The sequence below is a fragment of the Paenibacillus sp. FSL A5-0031 genome, from assembly GCF_001956295.1.
GTDB lineage: Bacteria > Bacillota > Bacilli > Paenibacillales > Paenibacillaceae > Pristimantibacillus.
This window is the reverse complement of sequence record NZ_MRTD01000008.1, coordinates 55076-74919: the sequence shown is the minus strand read 5'-3', so window position 1 is coordinate 74919 and position 19844 is coordinate 55076. Positions and strand designations below refer to the sequence as shown.

The following is a 19844-nucleotide window of genomic DNA, read 5'->3' as shown; positions in this document are numbered from 1 at the left end:
TTGCAAAATAAGTCAACAAGCAGAGAATCGGATATTCACTTCTAAATCAGTTGTCACTATACTGGGGATTAATGAAGTGAAGGGAGATGATAGTTTGTTGAAGGATAAGATTGCGGTTCAATTGTATACGCTTCGCGAGGAATGCCTTGCAGATTTCCCGGGAGTTCTTCGTAAAATAAGTCAAATTGGCTATGGCGGCGTACAGTTTGCGGGCTTTCAAGGCTATGACCCACAGGAACTCAAAGCGGTTTTGGACGAAGTTGGATTGAAGACCGCAGGCATGCATGTTGGTTTCCATGACATTGTTGCGAACACAAGCAAAGTGGTCTCGGACGCCAGGCTGTTTGGCACAAGGGATATTATTTGCCCGAGTATTCCCGCTGAGCTGCGAAACGAAGGCGGATACAAACAACTGAAGAAAGATTTAAACGGTATTGCGAAGCAGCTGAAGGGTGAAGGCTTCCGAATCAGCTATCACAATCATGCTTTTGAATTTGAAACGGTGATAGAGGGGCAGGATGCGCTTTCGTACTTGCTTGAGCCTGGTGTAGACAATGAAATCCTTGCAGAGCTGGATGTATATTGGCTTCAGAAGGGCGGTTTTGAGCCTGCATCATTCTTCAAGCCCTACGCGGACAGAATGCCGATTATCCATATGAAGGATATGACCGCAGACGGTGAGCAGGCATTCGCGGAAATCGGTACAGGATCGATTGAATTCGAACCGATTATTCGCTGGGGAGAGGAGAATGGAGTCGAGTGGTACGTAGTAGAACAGGATGTTTGCAGAACAGCACCGATGAGCTGCGTGCAAACTAGCTTTACCAATCTATATCATTTAATGTCAAATCTGCAACCTAATGCTCGTCCGAACATCAAACGATAACGGCGCTTCTCAGCTGAAGCGCCGGATGGTTTGCCCGTTATGGAAAGGGCCGGCAATACGGATATGCTCGCAAGGCTCGCCATTGTTGGCGAGGCGCCACAGCATTTTGTCAGCCGCTTTATATCCGGTCTCCTTGATCAGAAGCTGGGGGCGGCTTAAATGCGGTAGCGCCGCCACCGGTCCGTTGGCCAAGCCGACTAGGGAGATGTCCTCCGGGATGCGATAGCCGAGGGAGGTAAGGCTGTCGTACAGCCTTACGATATCTTCATCGATGCCGGCAATGATTGCTGTTGGTTGGCTGATGCGCAGCTTGTTAATCAGCATGCACTCGTCCCAAACGTCCGTTATATGCAGATCTGCTTTATGATCCAACTGAAGCTCACCCATCATTTCCTCAAACGCCTGCCACCTTCTTGTATACCCCCGCTGGCTGTGAATATCTCCTACGTACATAATACGGGTATGGCCAAGCTGCGCGAGTCGGTCCACGGCCATGCAGACGGCTTCGAACACATCCCAGATTACGCTGTCGATTCGGGAAAGCGGTCTCGGATAATTAATCAGCACCTTGGGTAAAGGCAGCTCGAACAGCTTGCGCTCCGTGGAGTCCGAGAGTAGTCGGGGCGCGATGAACAGACCGTCGGCCGTCGGCAAATTGCGCTGCTCCATCCAGTCCGAGAATGCGTGATCCGGCACATCCTCATCCAGCACATAACTATCCAGTCGATGCTCCAATTGATCGAGCCTCTCTCTTATCCCCTCTGTCAACAATACGTTGTAATTCATAGATTGCCGGGATTGTATCAATACAAATCGAAACTGGAAGGTAGGATAGGGCGTGATGCCGCGGCTGACCATCTCACGTGCCTGAAATACAGTCAAATAGCCGCGTACGAAGGCTGTTCGAATAATGCGGCTCCGCGTTTCCTCGGACATGCCGGCTCGTCCGCTCAGCGCCTTGGATAGGGTCTGAATCGAAAGACCAAGTTCTTTGGAAAGATCGTGCAGAGTAATCGATTTACGAGTTCCCAATTTCAAAACCGCCTTCCTCTTTTCTCCGTTTGGTTAGGGGATGCGTACGTAAAGCTATCGTCCACGCTAACGCTCGACAGTTCTATTTTAAACTAAAGTTAAACTACTTTAGAAGTCCCCCCCGCTCCTATAATGAGAGTACTTTCAGAGGAGGGGTTAAGCATGAGAAAAATAGAGACCGATATTGTGGTATGCGGCGGAGGGCCGGCGGGGATCAATGCGGCGCTGGCAGCTGGAAGAAGCGGGGCACGAACGCTGCTGATTGAACGATACGGTTTTCTTGGCGGCATGTCGACTGCAGCTCTGGTCTATCCATGGATGACCTTTCACACGATGGATGGCAAACAGGTCATTGCCGGAACGGCGCAGGAAATTGTAGACCGCTTGATGGCCGAGGGAGCATCGCCCGGACACGTTCGTGATACGGTAGGCTTTGTAAAGACGATCACCCCTTATGATCCTGAAGTGTATAAGGTGTTAATTATTGATATGCTGCGCGAGGCGGGCGTGAAGGTGCTGCTGCACAGCTTCATGGACGAAGTGCAGACCGGGGAAGGCCTCATTGAAACGGTACGACTCGCTACTAAGTCCGGGAAGTACGAAATTTCGGCGAAGCAGTTCATCGATGCGACAGGGGACGCCGATCTGGCCTATCTTTCAGGTGCGCCGTGCTTGCAAGGACGCGACAGCGATAAATTGACGCAGCCGATGACGATGAAGTTCCGAATGAGAGGCGTTGACCTGGCGAGAGTTAAACGGTATATGATCGACCATCCGGACGAGTTTTACAAGAAGACGCCTTTCGATGAGCTGGAGGAACTGCCATTGTCCGGCGTATTGGGTTACTTCAAGCATTGGAAGGAGGCTGATCTGCCCATTAACAGAGACCAGGTCCTTTTTTTCACAGGTCCGGGGCCGGACGAAGTGCTTGTCAATACGACTCGTGTTCAAGGGCTGGACGGAACTGAATTGGAGGATTTGACGGAAGGAGAAGTGCAGGGCAGGAAGCAGGTGCGCATGGTCGCGGATTTCATGACCCGCTGCTTGCCAGGCTTCGAGAACGCTTCCATTTCTTCGGTCGGAGCGCAAATCGGCATACGTGAAAGCCGCAGAATAGACGGCTGCTATTCACTCCAGGTACAGGATGTTGTAGAAGGACGCGCGTTCGATGATTGCATTGCACGAAGCGGCTATCCCATCGACATTCACGATCCGTCCGGCAAGGGCGTACAGGCCGCATGGGTACAGGGCGACGGGGCGTACGATATTCCTTACCGCTGTTTGCTGCCGAAGCGGATTGACAATCTGCTCGTAGCAGGCCGCTGCATCTCGACGACGCATGAGGCACTGGCAACGACGCGTCTGACACCTAGCTGCATGGCGACGGGACAGGCTGCGGGTACGGCGGCAGCAATGGCATGGGAGCAGGGGATATCACCGGGAAAAATCGACATTGGACAACTGCAGGAGCGTCTAATTCATAACGGCGCGCTGCTGCGCAGTGGGCAGACTGTATAGCGCGCATCCGCCAGCGAGATAACGGCTAAATTCAATTGAAGTAATAATTGGGCCATGGTAGACTTTCTCATAAGGTCGCCTCGTATCGGAAGTTTGTTGGAAAACAAACATTCTACCGGATGAGCGGCCTTTTTTACCATGAGATAGTACATGTGTGCGTTTAGAATCTGTCAGGGGGAATGGGTGAATGAAGCGGTATATTTCGATACGAGCCAAATTTATTACCATGTTCGTTCTGCTTATCACCATTCCATTCCTGATAAGTGGAATCAGCACTTACAATAAATTTGCGGAGGAAACCGAAAAAAACTCCAGGGCGTACTCCATGCAAATTATGAATCAAGTGAAAATTAATTTGGAAAATACGATAAAAGACGCGGACAGAATAACTGTGGCTCCCTTGTATAACGAAGACGTGCTGCGGATTCTGGAGAAGCACAGTTATGAAGAACCAGGCGAGGAGAAGCTTATTCCGTCGGCGGAAATTACCAAAATGGCAAGAGTAGCGGCTTCGCTCACATTGGATCAGCCCGGAATTGAACGAATGATCTTTTTCACCCGCGACGGCATTATGTACAGCGTCCAAGAAAAACTGACGCAGCGCTATTGGAACGAGAAAGGGAATAGCTGGATGCAGGAGGTGCTGGATGCGGAAGGTAGGCTTGTCATTATCGAACCTCACGAGACGACTTATTACAAACGATCGGAACGGGTTATTTCCGCTGCCAGAGCGTTGAATCACCCTGCAACGGGCCAAAGCATTGGGGTCGTCAAAATTGATTTTAACATGAAAGAGCTCGAGGCGTTATTGTCAGAAGTATGGCTCAGCGAAAACAGCCAGTTTTACTTGACAAAGGATAACGGCGAGCTGTTATTTCCGGATAAACCGGTTAATTTCCCGGATAATGGTCCGGGGGACGGAACGATAGATTGGAACGGTCAGACTTATCTGTACACAACCATGCACTCCAAATCAACGAAAGTGAATATTCACGGACTTATCCCGATGGCTGATTTGCAACGGGGCGGCAAGGAAATCGTCGGATTTACGGTTCTCATTTCAGCCATATCGCTTATCATTGCCTATTTGTTTGCGATTTTCACGTCAGAGCGGCTGGTCAGGCCGATCCGTTATCTTCAATCGCGCATGCGGCGGGTAAAGGACGGGGCTTTCAGCGAACGGGCAGATTTGAGCTTGATGAATCGCGATGAAATCGGGCAATTGGCCCAGGGTTTCAATCTGATGGTGACGGAAGTGGAGCGGCTGGTCAAGGAGGTATATGAAACGAAACTGCGCGAACGCGAAGCCGAGCTGTCGGCTCTGCAAAGCCAGATTAATCCACATTTTCTGTACAACACGTTGGAGTTGGTCAGCATGCAGGCGCTGAAGGAGAGAAATCTCGAAATCAGCGACATTGTTGCCAGTTTGGGGAGAATGCTGAGATACACGGTTGACAAACAGGAACGACCGGTGCAATTGAAGGAGGAGATACGGTTCGTTAACGCTTATTTGCAAATTCAGTTATCCAGGCATGGCGAGAAGCTGAGTTCGGAAATGTATGTGGATCCTTCCTTCGAATCTTGTCTTGTACCAAAGCTGCTGCTTCAGCCGCTGGTTGAGAATGCATTGGAGCACGGAATGGGCAATAGCGGATTAACGATAACGATCAGGGCATCCGTTCTGGATCAGGACTTACTCCTGACTGTACAGGATAATGGGGTGGGGATGCCGCCGCAACGTTTATTGGCGGTTCGCCATCAGATGTTGTGCAAGCCGGAGCGGGACGGCAGCCGTCCAAAGTTTGGAGATACGCTTAAAGGTTATGCCATCAAAAATATTCACCATCGCATTCAACTGCTTTATGGCGCGGAATACGGCTTAAGCGTGGAGAGCGATGAGGCTTCCGGAACACAATGGAGAATTCGGCTGCCATTACGATAGGGGGAAATGGAATGTACAATGTGATGCTGGTAGAAGACGAGAAGAAAATTCAGGAAGGGTTGAAAATAATGATCGAGGAAGTGATCGGCAGTTACAGGGTAACCGCAGAAGCGGAACACGGTTTCGCTGCGCTGGAGCTTCTCAGAATGCAATCGGTGGATTTGCTGATTACGGATATCCGTATGCCCCAGATGAACGGAATCGAGTTATTGCGGCATGTCCGGGGATTGTATCCGAGCCTTCCTGTATTAATCATCAGCGGTTATGAGGATTTCACTTATGCCAAGGCGGCGATGCGTCACAATGCGTCGGATTACATCCTGAAGCCGGTGGACCGGATTGAGCTTTCCCATTTTCTATTGAATTTGAAAGCGCGGCTGGACCGCGAGCGGGCGGTAGAGATGCCTAACGCCGAAGCAGCCCATGAAGATCTGACAATTCGAAGAGTGAAGGAACTGGTCGTCTCTTGTCTGGATCAGGATGTTTCACTTCCATTCATCGCGGAGCAGGTGCATTTGAATCATCAATATTTATCCACATTGTTTAAAGTGAAAACCGGACAAAACTATTCTGATTATGTGACGGCCTGCCGGATGAGTAAAGCCAAGGAGCTGCTGACCCATACACATCTGAAAATTTACGAGGTCGCCAACCTTTGCGGCTATGCCAGCGCCAATCACTTTATGGCCGTGTTTCGGCAGCATTGCGGAGCGAAGCCTACCGAATATAGAAAAAGGCCGCTGAGTTAGGCCGGTCAGATCATTGAGCACAAAACAAAACAGATGCTATGAATATCGTAGTTTTTCTCGAAAATGCATTGTTTTTCACTGACAGGCTGACTTGTATACTTATTGTTAAGCGCTCCCAATTGGTGCAGAGACTTCATCTATTGCGACAGAATGATTACATTCGGATATTCGGGAGGTGTAAGAGGAAGCTTGGGCTGGTTTTTGTTGGAAGCGTTTACAATAAGACCGCAAGAGAAGAGCTAATGAAATGACATGAAAGAAAGGATGTGGTGGATAATGACTAGTCTTACAAAAAGATCTACAGTGTTATTATTAATCCTGAGTATGCTGTTTACGGGTTTGATGGGCTCGAGCCGCGTGCAGGCCGAAGCCGAAGCGGAGTCTGCCAACCGAATTGTATTGGAGGATTTCGAGAACGGCGCTTCGGACGATTACAGTGTTGAGGCGGAACCATCATTCGTTGTTCACGTCATGGAGACGACGAGTGCAACCCCGCTGACGATCGCGGGTTATCGGGCCAGCGGCAGCGATTCCAATATTCCGGAATATGCCATTGACGGTGATATTCAGACAAGGTGGTCGGCGTATGATGACGGGCAATGGATCGAACTGGATCTGGGCTCGGAACAGCTGATTTCTTATCTGGGAGTCGCTTTCTACCGGGGAGACAATCGCAGCAAGACCATTGCTATCGAGGTTTCGAACGACCAGACCAACTGGAGCCGCGTATACAGCGGCGATAGCAGCGGCACTACGATCCAGGTTGAGGCCTTTGGTTTTGAATCCGTCACCGCCCGTTATGTACGGGTTGTCGGGCGCGGAGCAAGCGAATGGACAAGCATTTCAGAAATTCAGGTTTACCCTCCCCATGTGGACGGATTTATATTAAGGGATGTGGAGATTCCGCCAACGGGACCGGATCCGGATTCCCCAATTCCGACCAAAGCTGGTCTCTATTATGCGGATGGCACACCGCATGTACCGCATGAGGCTCAGACAGTGACCGGCTCTACGTATAATGTCCTGGACTTCGGCGCCGATCCTGCCGATAACGGAATAGATGACGCGCAAGCTATCCGGGCTGCACTGGCTGCAGCGAAGCTTGGGGACGAAGTGTATCTTCCGAACGGACACTATCAGCTAACGAGCACCGATATGGACGGAGTTACCCATTTCATTATGAAATCCGGCGTGCAGATGCGCGGCGAGAGCCAGGATGGCGTTCTGCTTGTCTCCGACCATGCTAATGAACAGGAAGAATATGCTACGGTTGAAGGCATCGTATTCCGCATGGCCGGACAAAACAATATTAAGATCAGCAACATGACAATTACGTCCAGCTGGGACTTGAATTATTCAACGAATACGTCGGTTGCGAATCCCGAACGGGGCGGACCTAAGCAGGTGATCATGATTACCGCCGCTTCCGGCAAACCGTCATATAACATTACGCTGGACGGACTGACGATCGAGAAGTTTCAACGGATCGGCGTTGTCATTACGAACAGTCATGATGTTATTGTGGAAAATTCGCTTTTTCGCAATGCGACGAACTTAGCCGAGGGCGGAAACGGATATGGCGTTTCCATCGAAGGCAAATCCAAGGAAAGCCGGCTCGGCAGAGAGGACGACTCTCGTTTCAATGTCGTTCGCAACAACGAGTTTATCGGTCCCTATCTGCGTCACGGAACGATGGCGCATTCTTACACGCATAACAATCTCATTGAAAACAACTACTACTTGAACTCGGCATTAGACGCTATCGATTTCCACGGAGAAGACGAGTATATGAATGAAGTAAGCGGCAATCATATCGTTGGCGGCGGCGAAGCGGCTGTCGGCGTCGGCAATCCGGGCGCTACGCATGATGCCGCTGGACCAGGCAATTACATTCATAACAATTTAATCGAGAATGTGAAACGGTATGGGGTACAGGTGTACTTGGGATCTCCTGATACGATTATCGAGAATAATATCATTACCGGATTTACGAACGCGGGGAGCCAGGGAATACGTCTGAAAAATGCGCCCGGAACGATTGTGAAGGGCAATCAGATCGTAAACAATACGGCTTCCGACTTCTGGGGTATCATTGCAATGAAAGACGACGGCGATCCGACCAACGCCGGGAACGGCGCAGGCATACCTGAGAATATTGTCATTCAGGATAATCATGTTACGGGGAATACGAATGGCGTTAAGATTTCGCACGGCACGAATATTCTTCTCTCCGGCAATGAGATCAGCGGAAATACCGGGACGGATTATGAGAATCAAGTGGCGGTTTCCGAACTGCTGCCGGCAACCAAGGCGGCAAGCGTACAGCAAAATGCTCAGAACGCTCCGGTTGCAGATCTTTTACTAATTAAAGGCGGAGATGATAGCGAATCGGCGAGAAGCTATCTGCAATTTGATCTGAATTCCATTGAAGGAAAGCTGGCTACCGCATGGCTCTACGTGTATGGACAAGCGCTTGAGAGCCCTGCTGGAGAGACGGGAGCTGCAACTTTTCTTTATGCAGTGGATAGCAATGACTGGGACAGCGATACCATGCAATGGAATACGTTCCAGTCTCCGCCAGAGCTTGGCCAGAAGCTTTCGACTGTGCAACTGAATAATAACAGCGAGAACGCCTGGTATGTATTCGATGCGTCTGTGCTCGTGCAAGAACGACTGGACGGCGATCGTACGATATCGCTTGCTTTTGCGCAGGATGCCGATCAAACCGGTTATCTGACGCAGCTATATAATGGACAAGACTCCAGCTATAGGCCTTACCTGCGGGTTGAAACTTACCCTCCTGTCGAACTTGCCGCCGTAGCGGTAAAGGCGGATCGTTCGCAGCTGGTGCCGGGCATGACTACCCAACTGCATGTGACCGGCACATACAATACAGGATCTCACGTTTCGTTAGAAAATGCGGACATATCTTTCATAAGTCTGACGCCGGATCTAGTGACTATTGATCATACGGGCGTGGTTACTGCGATTCAAGCTGGAGAAGCAGCATTACAGGCAACTGTCGTCTTGGATGGCGTTGCTCGCACTGGAGAGCTCGTTCTTAATGTAACCAATAATCTGGCGATTACTGCGCAGTTGACGGTCGACTCCACGCTGGGTACAAATACAAAAGATAGAGTGCTTGACGGAAGCTTGGAAACAAGGTGGATATCAAAAGGCTCCCAAACGCCTTATCTGATGCTGGACTGGACAACGGAGCAAACGATTAACCAAGTGAAGCTGTGGAGCGGACATGTGCCGGTTATAGGCTCGGCCAACTGGCATGTCAGAGATTTTGATCTGCAGATTTTGGAAGACGGAGAGTGGAAGACGATAGCTGAAGTCCGAGATAATGATCAGGATGCTTTTTTGGGTCAGTATACGACGTTGAATTTGGAAAACCCAATCGTGACGACTGCATTGCGCTTCCATTTTGTCCGTCCGTCATGGGGCAACGGCAATTTGAACGATATGATGGCCAGAATCAATGAGGTGTTTGTTGGCTTCGTCAACGATTAGGAACCATCTCGGCCTAAGTCCTTGTTACGCGGGCTTAGGCCGAAGTTCTGTTATTAAGCTGGTTCTATTAAAGTACTCGAATTTACATAGTTTTTCTCGATTTCGCGTTATTTTTTCTGGAAGCCATCAGATCTATACTAGTGATAGAAAGCGATTACAAACGTAGAGAGGGGCATAAAAATGAAAAAATACGGGTTTGTCTTGCTGTCAATGGTATTGCTGCTCGGGTTGCTGAGCGCATGTGGAGGAAAAGGCAATAACAATAATGGCGCCGCAAAGGAAAAAGCGAACAATACGCTGAGTGCGGAAGCGGCTGCTGAGTCAAAAGATCCTATCGAGCTTAAGATGTCCGTTTGGGGCAGTGATGCCCAGGTGGCGTTGTATGACGAGCTTGCTGAGGAATACAAGAAGCTTCATCCGAATGTGACAGTCAAAACTTCCGTGATTCCATGGGCGGACTACCAGCAGAAACTAGCGATCATGGCAGCGACCAAAACCTCGCCTGATATCGTATGGATCTCAGAGCGCATGATTCCGCAATTTATGAATGGGGGCCAGCTGCTCGATATTTCGTCCGTGAAAGAGGACGCGGCTTATGCGTTCGGTGATATAATACCATCCACGCTCACTGCATTTGAAAAGGACGGCAAACTCTACGGCATTCCATTCTCCACGCCGCCTCAGGTCGTTTTCTACAATAAAAAACTGTTTGAAGCGAATGGGTTGAAGTCGCCAATGCAGCTTTATGAAGAGGGCAACTGGACTTACGATGAGATGGTCAAAGCGTCCGAAGCGATCTCCAAACCGCAAGAAGGGGTATACGGCGTGAAGTTCATACAAAGTTCCTCCAACTGGTCCGACAATCTGATTCCATTGATTTGGGCGATGGGTGGCGAAATATTTAACGAAGACACAACGCAATTCGCTATGAACACGCCGGAGACAGCCAAAGCGATCAATCTCTTTAAAGGGCTGCTCGATAAGAAAGCGCATCCAAGCATCGGCGAGCAGTTAACTTTCGATACAGGTAAGCTTGGTATGGCGTTTGAGAACGTTACCCGTACAAGCGCTTACCGTGACAAAGTCGATTTCGAATGGGATATTGCTCCGCTTCCGAAAGGTGACCATGGCGTCACGGTGCCTATCGGCTTTGGAGGCTATTCGATCTTCAAAGACGCAGAGTATCCGGAAGAAGCATTGGAATATTTAAAATTTATTAGTAATAAGGAAAATGCAGCTAAAGTAGCCCAGTTTTTTGTGCCGCAGAGAAAGTCTGTCCTGTACTCCGATGAGTATCTTAACAAGTTCCCATTCCCGACTGTTGAAACGATGAAAGTGGCTGCGTATGATCGGTTGGCTGAAGGTACAATCCGGCCTTCTCATCCGAACTGGGTCAAGATTGACGAGCAGGTGACATTAAACATGGATGCGATTTTGCTCGGTTCCACGACAACCGAGCAAGCGTTGAAAATGATGGAAGACAGCATTAATCCACTATTGAAATAACCCTCCAGAACGATGGAGCATTGCGAGATCGCCATATGAACAATAGGGCGATCTCGTAAATTATAGGGAGGGTTGCGTCATATTGACAACAGGAGGTAGGCGCGAATGGCCGGAGGTAAGTCTGCGGGTTTAGCATCTTTGAAATCAAAAGAAATGTGGATGGGATATTTATTCATACTGCCTATTGTGGCAGGATATATAATCTTTCTGTTTGGCCCGATCGTGTACGCTTTCATGATGAGCTTTACCAATTGGTCGTTATTTGGAAATACAGCGTACATTGGTTTAGATAACTATATTTACGCCATGCGCGATGATCCCGTCTTCTGGGATACGGTCGTGAATACCGTATATTTCTCGGCGGGCTTGGTCCCGCTGAACATTGTTTTATCGCTTTTGCTGGCCATGCTACTGAAACGGAAAATCTGGGGCATCGGCTTGTTTCGGACCGCGATCTTTACGCCGGTAGTCGTTTCCCTCGTGGTTTGGGGGATCGTATGGAAGTTTATTTTCTCTACGGACGGCGGATTAGTCAATCTGCTGATCCGAACGTTTGGCGGAACGGAGATTGCCTGGCTTTTCTCGGAAACTTGGACGATGCCTACCGTTATAGTGGTCAGTGCGCTCAAAGGCGTGGGTATGAACATGGTCATCTTCCTGGCTGCACTGCACGATGTGCCGAAGGATTATTACGAGGCTTCCAAAATTGACGGTGCTTCGCGCTGGGAAACCTTTAAATCCATTACATTGCCAATGATTACGCCAGCCGTATTCATGGTAACGATAATAACCGTTATCGGTTCTCTTAAAGTGTTCGGACAAATCTATGTGATGACAGGCGGAGGGCCGGGAACTAGCACGTACGTGATGGTCTTCTACATATTCAAACAAGCGTTCCGCTCCTACGAATTCGGTTATGCATCGGCACTGGCATTTATTTTGTTCAGCATTATCCTGGTTCTGACTTTGATACAGTGGAAACTGAGAAAGAGATGGGTACATTATGAACAATAAAAAGATAACATCCAACCTTGCATCCTATCTGGTTCTAACAATCGTTTCCTTCATCGTGTTGTTCCCTTTTTTTTGGATGGTCAGCACATCCTTGAAGACGGATTCCGAGGTGTTTCTATTTCCGCCCCAGTGGATACCCGAAGCTTGGGAATGGTTCAATTATATTCGCGTGTTTACGGAAATGCCGTTTCATCTCTACTTTTTTAATAGTATATATATCGCGGTGCTCGTCACGGCAGGCACTTGTTTCTTGTCCGCATTGGCAGGCTATGCGTTTGCCAGATTGCACTTTCCATTCAAAAACGCGATCTTTCTGTTCCTGCTCAGCGGGATGATGATTCCTACGGAAGTTACGGCCATTCCATTATTCAGCTGGATATCAAAACTCGGATTCATCGATACGCATATTCCTCTGATTCTTCCGCCAATGCTTGGAGCGGGAGGGATGTTTGGCGTATTTCTCGTACGTCAGTTTCTAATTACAGTTCCTATTGAACTGGATGAAGCAGCCAAAGTAGACGGGTGTTCGCCGTGGCGCACGTTCAGGTCGATTATGCTCCCGATTGCCACGCCCGCATTGGCAACCGTAAGCATCTTTACATTCATGAATAGCTGGAATGAGTTTTTTGAACCGCTAATTTATTTAAATACGAAGGAATTGTTCACGCTGCCGATCGGCTTATCGCTGCTGACTACGGATACCGGCGTGGACTGGCCGCTGCTGCTTGCCGCTTCGACCATAGCAACTGTCCCGATTCTGGTTGTTTTCTTCCTGGCTCAAAATAAGTTTATTGAAGGCATTGCCAATACGGGCTTGAAATAATATTCACATACATACGTCAGACCAATAATGGACTGACGTTTGTTTTTTTGCAGCTACTTCCAAACGAAAAAAAGTAAATTATTAACAGAGTAATCCTTTATGTCGATAACATGGTATTATAAATAAACTGGTGAACTAGAAGAGTAATGATAAGGCTCCTTTTGGAGCTTTTTTTAATAGGTTCTGTCAAATATTATTCCAAACAGAACTCTTTCCCTAATATAATAGATGGAGCTTGATTTGATCAAACTCTTCGTCGGTCAGCTTGCCTTCTTTGAATAAAACATCGTCACGAACATCAATTTTGCTGATATCATGTAGGAGTGCCATTTTGTGCAGAAGATCAATTTGCCATTATAGGAAATATAGGCACGACTATTAGCAACAAGAGAGGAATTAATAAGGTGAAGGAATCACTCTGGACCAAACCGTTTGTTTTGTTGATTTTATCTAATTTATTTTTGTTCTTATCACTGGAGATGCTGCTGCCTACACTTCCGATGTTTGCGGCAAATAAAGGCGGCTCGGATGCTGAGATCGGACTCATTATTGGTTTATTTACTTTTTCAGCTGTTTTATTAAGACCTTTTGTTGGTATGGCTTCAGATAAGTTTGGCAAAAAACTGCTTCTCCTCGTCGGTGTAGCCATTTGTTTAATCGGTACGGCCAGCTATTACGCCGCAGTGACGATTACGATGATGCTTATGCTTCGTATCGTACATGGTGTAGGCTTCGGTATTTCAACAACCCTGTACGGGACGGTTGCATCAGACATAATACCTGCCTCCCGCAGAGGAGAGGGCATGGGGTTTTTTGGTACAGGAAATGCTGTAGCCATTTCGCTCGGGCCCTTCCTTGGCATATGGTTGATGGAGGAGTTTGGTTTCTCCGTATTGTTCATTGTTGGCGCATGTATACTGCTGATTGCGATGGTTTGTACGGCCTTCGTCAAAGGTGACACCAAAGAGGAGAGGGCAAAGGCGCAAATCGCGTCCGCCACGGAAACCTCATTCATGCTGCGGTTTATTGAGCCGAAAGCACTTATGCCTTCTTTATTAGGACTGCTTGTAGGTTTGTCCCTGGGCGGTGTTATCAGCTTTATCACATTGTTCGGCAAAGAAACAGGCGTGCAAAATATAGGATTTTTCTTCCTTGTCCTTGCTATAAGCGAATTTTTAATACGTTTTATCAGCGGACGGATTTTCGATTCGAAGGGGAGATTCTGGGTACTGTTTCCTGCGGCAATATCTTGTATCGTGGGCTGCATAATCCTTTATATGACGAAATCTACTGGAACATTGCTGCTTGCAGCGGTGTTTTATGGAGCGGGCTTCGGGGCTATTTTCCCAGGCTTGCAGGCTTGGGTGATTGACAGGGTGGAGCCGCAGCGAAGAGGGGTGGCGACTGCAACTTTTTATAATGCATTCGATATCGGAATCGGAAGCGGAGCCATGCTGCTTGGTCTAGTCGCGACATGGTCGAATTATGCGACGATGTATCTCGTATCCAGTCTGTTCTTCGTCATTTACTTAGTTGTATATTTCATATATGAGAAGCAGCTTAAGCAAGCGGGTTTGGCGAAAATAGTAAAGCGATCGTAGCCGAGAAGAACAGCAGCGACGATCGCGTGGAATTAGTGTGATACGTATCGATCTTTTCCTTCGCGCTTCGCCTGGTACAGCGCTTTGTCCGCATGGGTAAACAGCTCATCTTGCTTAGCGGAGCAGCCAGGCTTCCATGTTGCTGAGCCCAAGCTTATCGTAACCTGTTGGCAGCCGGATAATTCTGCATGCGGTATTTTCAATTGTCTGACCGCTTCCAGAAGTCTAGATGCAATATTGGCGGCACGTTCTTCACTCGTTTGAGGTAAAATAAATCCAAATTCCTCGCCCCCATAGCGGGCGACAATATCAAGCGGACGCTTCAGGGCGCTTCGCAATGCGGCGGCGATTTGTCTGAGACATTCGTCGCCTTTTTGATGCCCGAACGTATCATTGAATAATTTGAAGTTGTCGATATCGCCAAGCATCAGCGTGATCGGCATATGGTGATGCTGTGCTTCCAGCCATTCCTTGTTCCAAGACTCATCAAACACTCGCCGATTTGCAATATTAGTCAACTCATCCACATGCGAGAGCTTATGCAATAATTGATATTTCTCAATCATTTTCAACTCATTTTCTTTGCGAGGGGTTACGTCTCTGGAGACAGAAACGATCGTCTGCGTGCGATCACCATCATGATAAATGACGCGGGAGGTCGTTTCGAGCCAGCGATAAACGCCTTCCTTGCGGCGCATGCGATACGTAATGGTATTGGCTTCAACGTTGCTGTAAATGAGCTCCTGATTTTCGAGCATTCTCCCTCTGTCATCAGGATGATACAAAACAAACGGTGACGATCCAATCAGCTCGTCATCGCGAAAGCCTAGCAGCATATAGCAAGCAGGGGATACATAAGTAAATAACCCATCTCGATCATGCTTGGAGATCATGTCGCTTGAATTCTCAGCTAACAGCCGGAAGCTCTTCTCGCTCTCCAGAAGCTTGTCAGCGATTCGCTTCCTCTCAGTAATTTGGCGAAAATGAACGGAGAGCCCAAATTCGGACGGGTATAAATTCGACTCAAACCAATTATTAAGCCGTGGAATAAATTGCTCGTACATGCGGTGCTGATTGGTTTCCATAGACAATCTATATTCTAGATGGCTTATGGACTCTGCGAGCCAAGGGAATAGCTCCCATATGCTATAACCAATCATTTGTTCCTTGTTTCGTTTAAATAGTTCTTGAGCCGCATTGTTCGTATAGATAAACCTAAATTCATGATCCAGTGAGAAAAATGCATCTGAGATACTCTCCAAAATAGTGGAGATACGCATCGTAAGCTGCCTTACTTCCGACACGGCTTGCGTCTTCTCTGTAATGTCCATCATTTGCGATATAAAATGACGTGGGGCGCCATGCCTATCATATACAAGGGATACGGAAAGAAGCACGGTTACAATGTCGCCGGTCTTTTTGAAGTATCTCTTCTCCATTTGAAAGGTGTCGATTTCGCCCTCGAGCAGCTGTTTCACGTAGCGGTAATCCTCTTCCAAGTCATCCGGATGGGTAATTTGGCCAAACGTAAGATTGATAAGCTCTTTCTCCTCATAACCCAGCATCGTTTGAGCGGAAGGGTTGGCTACGATAAAACGACCATCTAAATCTACTAATGCCATGCCTATTGAGGCATAATGAAAAGCGCTGCCGAATAAATCAGCTTCGCGCTTTGATTTCGAAAACAAGGTCAAGCTGCGCACCTCTCTGCGGTTCAGACTGGATAAGTTTGTTAGTACATAGTAAAGAATAGAACACAACCATCCGTTTGTCCACATGACTTCTGTAGGAAAGATCGTCTGCAAAAAAGTAAGCATGTGGTATTTTCGGCGCTATATTATTGTTGTTTTGAACAAAGCTTCGTATAATGAAACGTATCATGCGTATCTCGCCCATTCGTTTGGATAGGATAGGGATGAGACGTACCGGCAGAGCAATATTTGGGTCAATCAAAATGATAGAGGGGGAGCAGCAAAATGAGCAACGATATGAATTTATCGCCAGCGCAAATAGCGGCGATGATCGATCATACAATACTTAAAGCCGATGCAACAAAGGATGAGGTACTTCAAATTTGCCGCGAGGCTAAGCAGTATCAATTTGCGACGGTTTGCGTAAATGCAGGCTGGGTAGCAACAGCTGCTGAAGAACTAAAGGGATCGGGAGTAGGCATAACGACAGTCGTTGGTTTCCCATTAGGAGCGACGATGACGGCATCTAAGGCAGCAGAAGCGAAGTTTGCTATTGAAGCTGGAGCAACGGAAGTGGATATGGTACTAAATATCGGCTTGATGAAATCAGGCGATCTTGAAGGCGTGAAGCGTGATGTTGAGGGTGTAGCTGCGGCGGTTAAAGGACAAGCCCTGCTTAAAGTTATTCTTGAAACGGGACTTCTAACGGATGAAGAAAAGGTTGCCGCATGTGAAATTTGCAAACAGGCTGGCGCAGATTTCGTGAAGACATCGACAGGTTTTGGCAAGGGCGGCGCTACGGTAGAGGATATCGCGCTGATGCGCCGTACGGTAGGTCCTGACCTCGGTGTGAAAGCATCGGGCGGCGTACGCGACCGGGAAACTGCTCTGCAAATGTTCGCAGCGGGCGCAACACGTATTGGAGCAAGCTCTGGCATCGCTATCGTTACAGGCGGTCAAGGCGAAGGCTATTAGTTCGTAGCTCATAAAAAACAAAGAGGGAAGCCTTGCACCATGGAACCGAACCCATGGCTTGCAAGGCTTCCCTCTCTTTTTTGCTTTATGATTCCAATGTTACACGAGCTAAATGGCTGAATCGTTCGTCCAAAGCGAAGGGGCTTAACGTTCGCAGCTAATCGTCATGTTGGCATGCAGCTCTTCGCCAGCGTTCAGCATGACAAGCTCCTCTTGACGGTTAAGCTCGCCATTTTCAGCCATCCATGGCTCTACACATACGAAAGGCCGATCCTTAACGGACCAAAGTACCATATATTTGAAGATGTCATCGTAAGTTAGACGAACGCGAGCGCCTTGCAAAGCGACGAAGGAGATTTCGCTTTTCTTCGCATCGAGCAGGCATACGGATTCCACAAGTCCTTCCAAGTCGATAACTCCATCAAATGGTTTTTCTACATTATCGTTATAATCGACATAACGGGTAGCATCGCTTTCATAAGCGATCTTCTTACCCGAATCAATGGCGAAATAAGGATGGAAGCCAGCATAAAAAGGCATCGCAGCAGCTTCGCTTTGATTGCGGTACAGCTGACGCGTATGTAATTGACCATCCTGCAGTACATAGGTAAACAACAATTCGAATGCAAAAGGGTAGGAGCGCAGCGTTTCTTCATTGCTTTGCAGGCGGATTGTAATCGAAGCCTCACCATCCGTTTTTGTGCTGACAACATCCCATACCGCAGTACGGGCAACGCCGTGATTAGCCATCGTGTACGATTGACCGTTCCACTCATAAGTTTGGTTAGAAAGCTGCCCGCTAATTGGGAACAGGATCGGATTGCCGCCGCGGATATTGGCGGTTGGGTTCTCAAACGTCGATTTGTCCAAATAAAAGAGCTCTAGTCCATGCAGCTGGCAGCCGATAACGATACCGCCGCGCTCTGGACATACGATGATGCGGGATTGCGTGCTTTCTTCCGTTAATTCATACAAGGTATACGTATCCTTATAGGTGCGTACTTCGTAGTTGCTCACTTGTTTCCCTCCAATAATAGGTACATGACATATTTCACCATCATATCATATTCGCAATAAACGCTACCTCACTATTTATGTCCTAAATCACGCCTACAGAGTCATTTCGCCCTCCCCGTCATCCGTACGACTATCCCTAACCGATCGATTGCCTGTTTTAAAATGGTCGAATCTAGTAAAACAATCATCTACGCCAATTGATAGTCATAGAATAATATATATTAACTTCAGAAGAATGACATAAAATTGAAGAGGCTCATCTGTCCTTCTGAAGCCAGAGCCTCCCTGAAGCCCATCCCTCCGGGCGAAAGGGGGGCTCTTTATTGTGAAAAAAGGACTGTGCCCATAGGTTATAAATAACCTATGAAGCACAGTCCCTTTTAAGAAAGCATTAGCTATTATTCAGCTTTTGGAGCGTCAGTAGCTGCTGGAGTCAGTGTGTTCGTGATTTTTGCTTTTGCACGAATTTCTGTCATCCAAGCTTCGGATAGCTCATTTGCTTCTGTAGCGACAAGCTGGTTCTTAATTTCTTCTTTTTTCTCTTCAAACGTTGGAACAACTGCAGCTTTCTCAGCTGTTTTCTTTATGATGTGGTAGCCGTTTTCGGTTTGAACAACACCGCTGATTTCATTGATTTTTAGAGCAAAAGCAGCAGCTTCGAACTCAGGAACCATTTTCCCTTTTCCGAATAGGCCAAGATCTCCGCCATTATCTTTCGAACCTGGGTCGATCGATTTCGCTTTGGCAATTGCAGCGAAGTCGCCGCCTTGCTTAAGCTCAGCTAGAATAGCGTCAGCTTCTTCTTTTGTTGCTACCAAAATGTGTGAAGCTTGAATTTGCTCAGGCGTACCAAGCGCAGCTTTGTTCGTATCATAGAACTGTTGAATTTCTTCCGCAGTTACGTCTGTTTTTGGCTCCAAAACTTTACGAATCGTTAAATTGATTTTTGTATCGCTTTTCAAGTTTTCAAGCGTCATGTTGTACTGAGCAAGCGCAGCATTGAACTGCTCGTCCGTACCGAAGTTCTTCTTGATCAGCGCAATTTCAGCATCTACGTCAGCGTCTGTAACTTTGACGTTATTTGCTTCTGCTTCTTGGACGATCAGCTCTTGTGTAATGATGTTCTCAAGTGTAGCCGGACCGCCTGCTTTAACTAGCTCATCGTAAAGTCTGTCTTTCCCTATGTTGACACCGTTGACAGTTGCCACGGTTTCATTGCTTGATCCAAATGGCGGTTTAATTAATACGACGATCAGCAAAATAGCTAGTACTGCTGAGACGATCACCCATGCTTTACCGCTTCCGCCTTTGGGAGCCTGATGAACGCTCTCCGAATTTAGGGCAGCAGCACGAACCTCGTCGTTTGAATCTTCAGGAAGCTCTTCGTTTAATTCTTGTTGAAGCTCCTCTTCGATAGCTGTATCTTGATCCGAAAGCTTGTCCTGCTCTTCTGTCTGTTCGAGCTCGTAACGTTCTTCCTTCGCAGTCAATTCGTTTTCTGCGTCTTTGTTTGGCTGCGATTCCTTGTTATTCATTCCATAAACTCCCTTCAATTTACCTGTCTTCAACTA

Annotated in this window: 14 protein-coding genes; 10 read left to right on the top strand and 4 right to left on the bottom strand. The window is 47.8% G+C overall.

Translation table 11 applies throughout. The annotated features are described in order from the left end of the window. Positions 1-94 precede the first annotated feature (94 nt). The gene (locus BK120_RS15625; protein ID WP_256710909.1) at positions 95-886 is read left to right on the top strand and encodes a sugar phosphate isomerase/epimerase family protein; all 792 of its coding nucleotides are present in this window, start codon (positions 95-97) and stop codon (positions 884-886) included. A gap of 9 nt (positions 887-895) precedes the next feature. Here BK120_RS15625 and BK120_RS15620 read toward each other — a convergent pair whose 3' ends face one another. Continuing rightward, positions 896-1924, bottom strand: a complete 1029-nt coding sequence (locus BK120_RS15620) for a LacI family DNA-binding transcriptional regulator (protein ID WP_076268426.1) — start codon at positions 1922-1924, stop codon at positions 896-898. A gap of 156 nt (positions 1925-2080) precedes the next feature. Between BK120_RS15620 and BK120_RS15615 the strand changes: the two genes are divergently transcribed. The 8 genes from BK120_RS15615 to BK120_RS15580 all read left to right on the top strand — a co-directional run bounded on the left by BK120_RS15615 (position 2081) and on the right by BK120_RS15580 (position 14590). Continuing rightward, complete coding sequence (locus BK120_RS15615; RefSeq protein ID WP_076268425.1) at positions 2081-3436, top strand: FAD-dependent oxidoreductase; 1356 nt, start codon at positions 2081-2083, stop codon at positions 3434-3436. Positions 3437-3623: 187 nt separating this feature from the next. Continuing rightward, entirely contained in the window at positions 3624-5378 is a 1755-nt protein-coding gene (locus tag BK120_RS15610) for a cache domain-containing sensor histidine kinase (protein WP_076268424.1), read from the top strand. An 11-nt stretch (positions 5379-5389) separates the two neighbouring features. Continuing rightward, positions 5390-6127, top strand: a complete 738-nt coding sequence (locus BK120_RS15605; RefSeq protein WP_076268423.1) for a response regulator transcription factor — start codon at positions 5390-5392, stop codon at positions 6125-6127. Positions 6128-6403: 276 nt separating this feature from the next. After that, positions 6404-9646, top strand: coding sequence for a galactose-binding domain-containing protein (locus BK120_RS15600; RefSeq protein WP_076268422.1), 3243 nt, complete (start codon positions 6404-6406; stop codon positions 9644-9646). A 180-nt stretch (positions 9647-9826) separates the two neighbouring features. Next, positions 9827-11152, top strand: coding sequence for an ABC transporter substrate-binding protein (locus tag BK120_RS15595; RefSeq protein WP_076268421.1), 1326 nt, complete (start codon positions 9827-9829; stop codon positions 11150-11152). 105 nt (positions 11153-11257) lie between these two features. Continuing rightward, positions 11258-12166, top strand: a complete 909-nt coding sequence (locus BK120_RS15590) for a carbohydrate ABC transporter permease (RefSeq protein WP_076268420.1) — start codon at positions 11258-11260, stop codon at positions 12164-12166. Continuing rightward, positions 12156-12989, top strand: coding sequence for a carbohydrate ABC transporter permease (locus BK120_RS15585; protein WP_076268419.1), 834 nt, complete (start codon positions 12156-12158; stop codon positions 12987-12989). The genes BK120_RS15590 and BK120_RS15585 overlap by 11 nt, the downstream gene beginning before the upstream one ends. 404 nt (positions 12990-13393) lie before the next feature. Next, the gene (locus tag BK120_RS15580) at positions 13394-14590 is read left to right on the top strand and encodes an MFS transporter (RefSeq protein ID WP_083682029.1); all 1197 of its coding nucleotides are present in this window, start codon (positions 13394-13396) and stop codon (positions 14588-14590) included. A 32-nt stretch (positions 14591-14622) separates the two neighbouring features. On the opposite strand, the gene BK120_RS15575 is transcribed toward BK120_RS15580, so the two are convergent. Further along, entirely contained in the window at positions 14623-16284 is a 1662-nt protein-coding gene (locus BK120_RS15575; protein ID WP_076268418.1) for a PAS domain S-box protein, read from the bottom strand. 282 nt (positions 16285-16566) lie between these two features. Here BK120_RS15575 and deoC point away from each other — a divergent pair, with 282 nt between their 5' ends. Beyond that, on the top strand, positions 16567-17256 hold the full coding sequence (gene deoC / locus BK120_RS15570; RefSeq protein ID WP_083682025.1) for a deoxyribose-phosphate aldolase: 690 nt from the start codon (positions 16567-16569) through the stop codon (positions 17254-17256). A gap of 144 nt (positions 17257-17400) precedes the next feature. Here the strand turns inward: deoC and BK120_RS15565 are convergent, their stop codons facing one another. Further along, a complete protein-coding gene (locus BK120_RS15565; RefSeq protein WP_076268417.1) occupies positions 17401-18273 on the bottom strand; it encodes an aldose epimerase family protein in 873 nt (290 codons plus the stop codon). Between the two features lie 398 nt (positions 18274-18671). Continuing rightward, a complete protein-coding gene (locus tag BK120_RS15560; RefSeq protein WP_076268416.1) occupies positions 18672-19808 on the bottom strand; it encodes a peptidylprolyl isomerase in 1137 nt (378 codons plus the stop codon). Between the last annotated feature and the right edge of the window lie 36 nt (positions 19809-19844).

Excerpts from the sequence above, each read along its gene's own strand:
- BK120_RS15585 (WP_076268419.1), top strand. The coding sequence starts at position 12,156 with ATGAACAATAAAAAGATAACATCCAACCTTGCATCCTATCTGGTTCTA.
- BK120_RS15560 (WP_076268416.1), bottom strand. The coding sequence starts at position 19,808 with ATGAATAACAAGGAATCGCAGCCAAACAAAGACGCAGAAAACGAATTG.
- BK120_RS15590 (WP_076268420.1), top strand. The coding sequence starts at position 11,258 with ATGGCCGGAGGTAAGTCTGCGGGTTTAGCATCTTTGAAATCAAAAGAA.
- BK120_RS15600 (WP_076268422.1), top strand. The coding sequence starts at position 6,404 with ATGACTAGTCTTACAAAAAGATCTACAGTGTTATTATTAATCCTGAGT.
- BK120_RS15610 (WP_076268424.1), top strand. The coding sequence starts at position 3,624 with ATGAAGCGGTATATTTCGATACGAGCCAAATTTATTACCATGTTCGTT.
- BK120_RS15615 (WP_076268425.1), top strand. The coding sequence starts at position 2,081 with ATGAGAAAAATAGAGACCGATATTGTGGTATGCGGCGGAGGGCCGGCG.
- BK120_RS15595 (WP_076268421.1), top strand. The coding sequence starts at position 9,827 with ATGAAAAAATACGGGTTTGTCTTGCTGTCAATGGTATTGCTGCTCGGG.
- deoC (WP_083682025.1), top strand. The coding sequence starts at position 16,567 with ATGAGCAACGATATGAATTTATCGCCAGCGCAAATAGCGGCGATGATC.
- BK120_RS15605 (WP_076268423.1), top strand. The coding sequence starts at position 5,390 with ATGTACAATGTGATGCTGGTAGAAGACGAGAAGAAAATTCAGGAAGGG.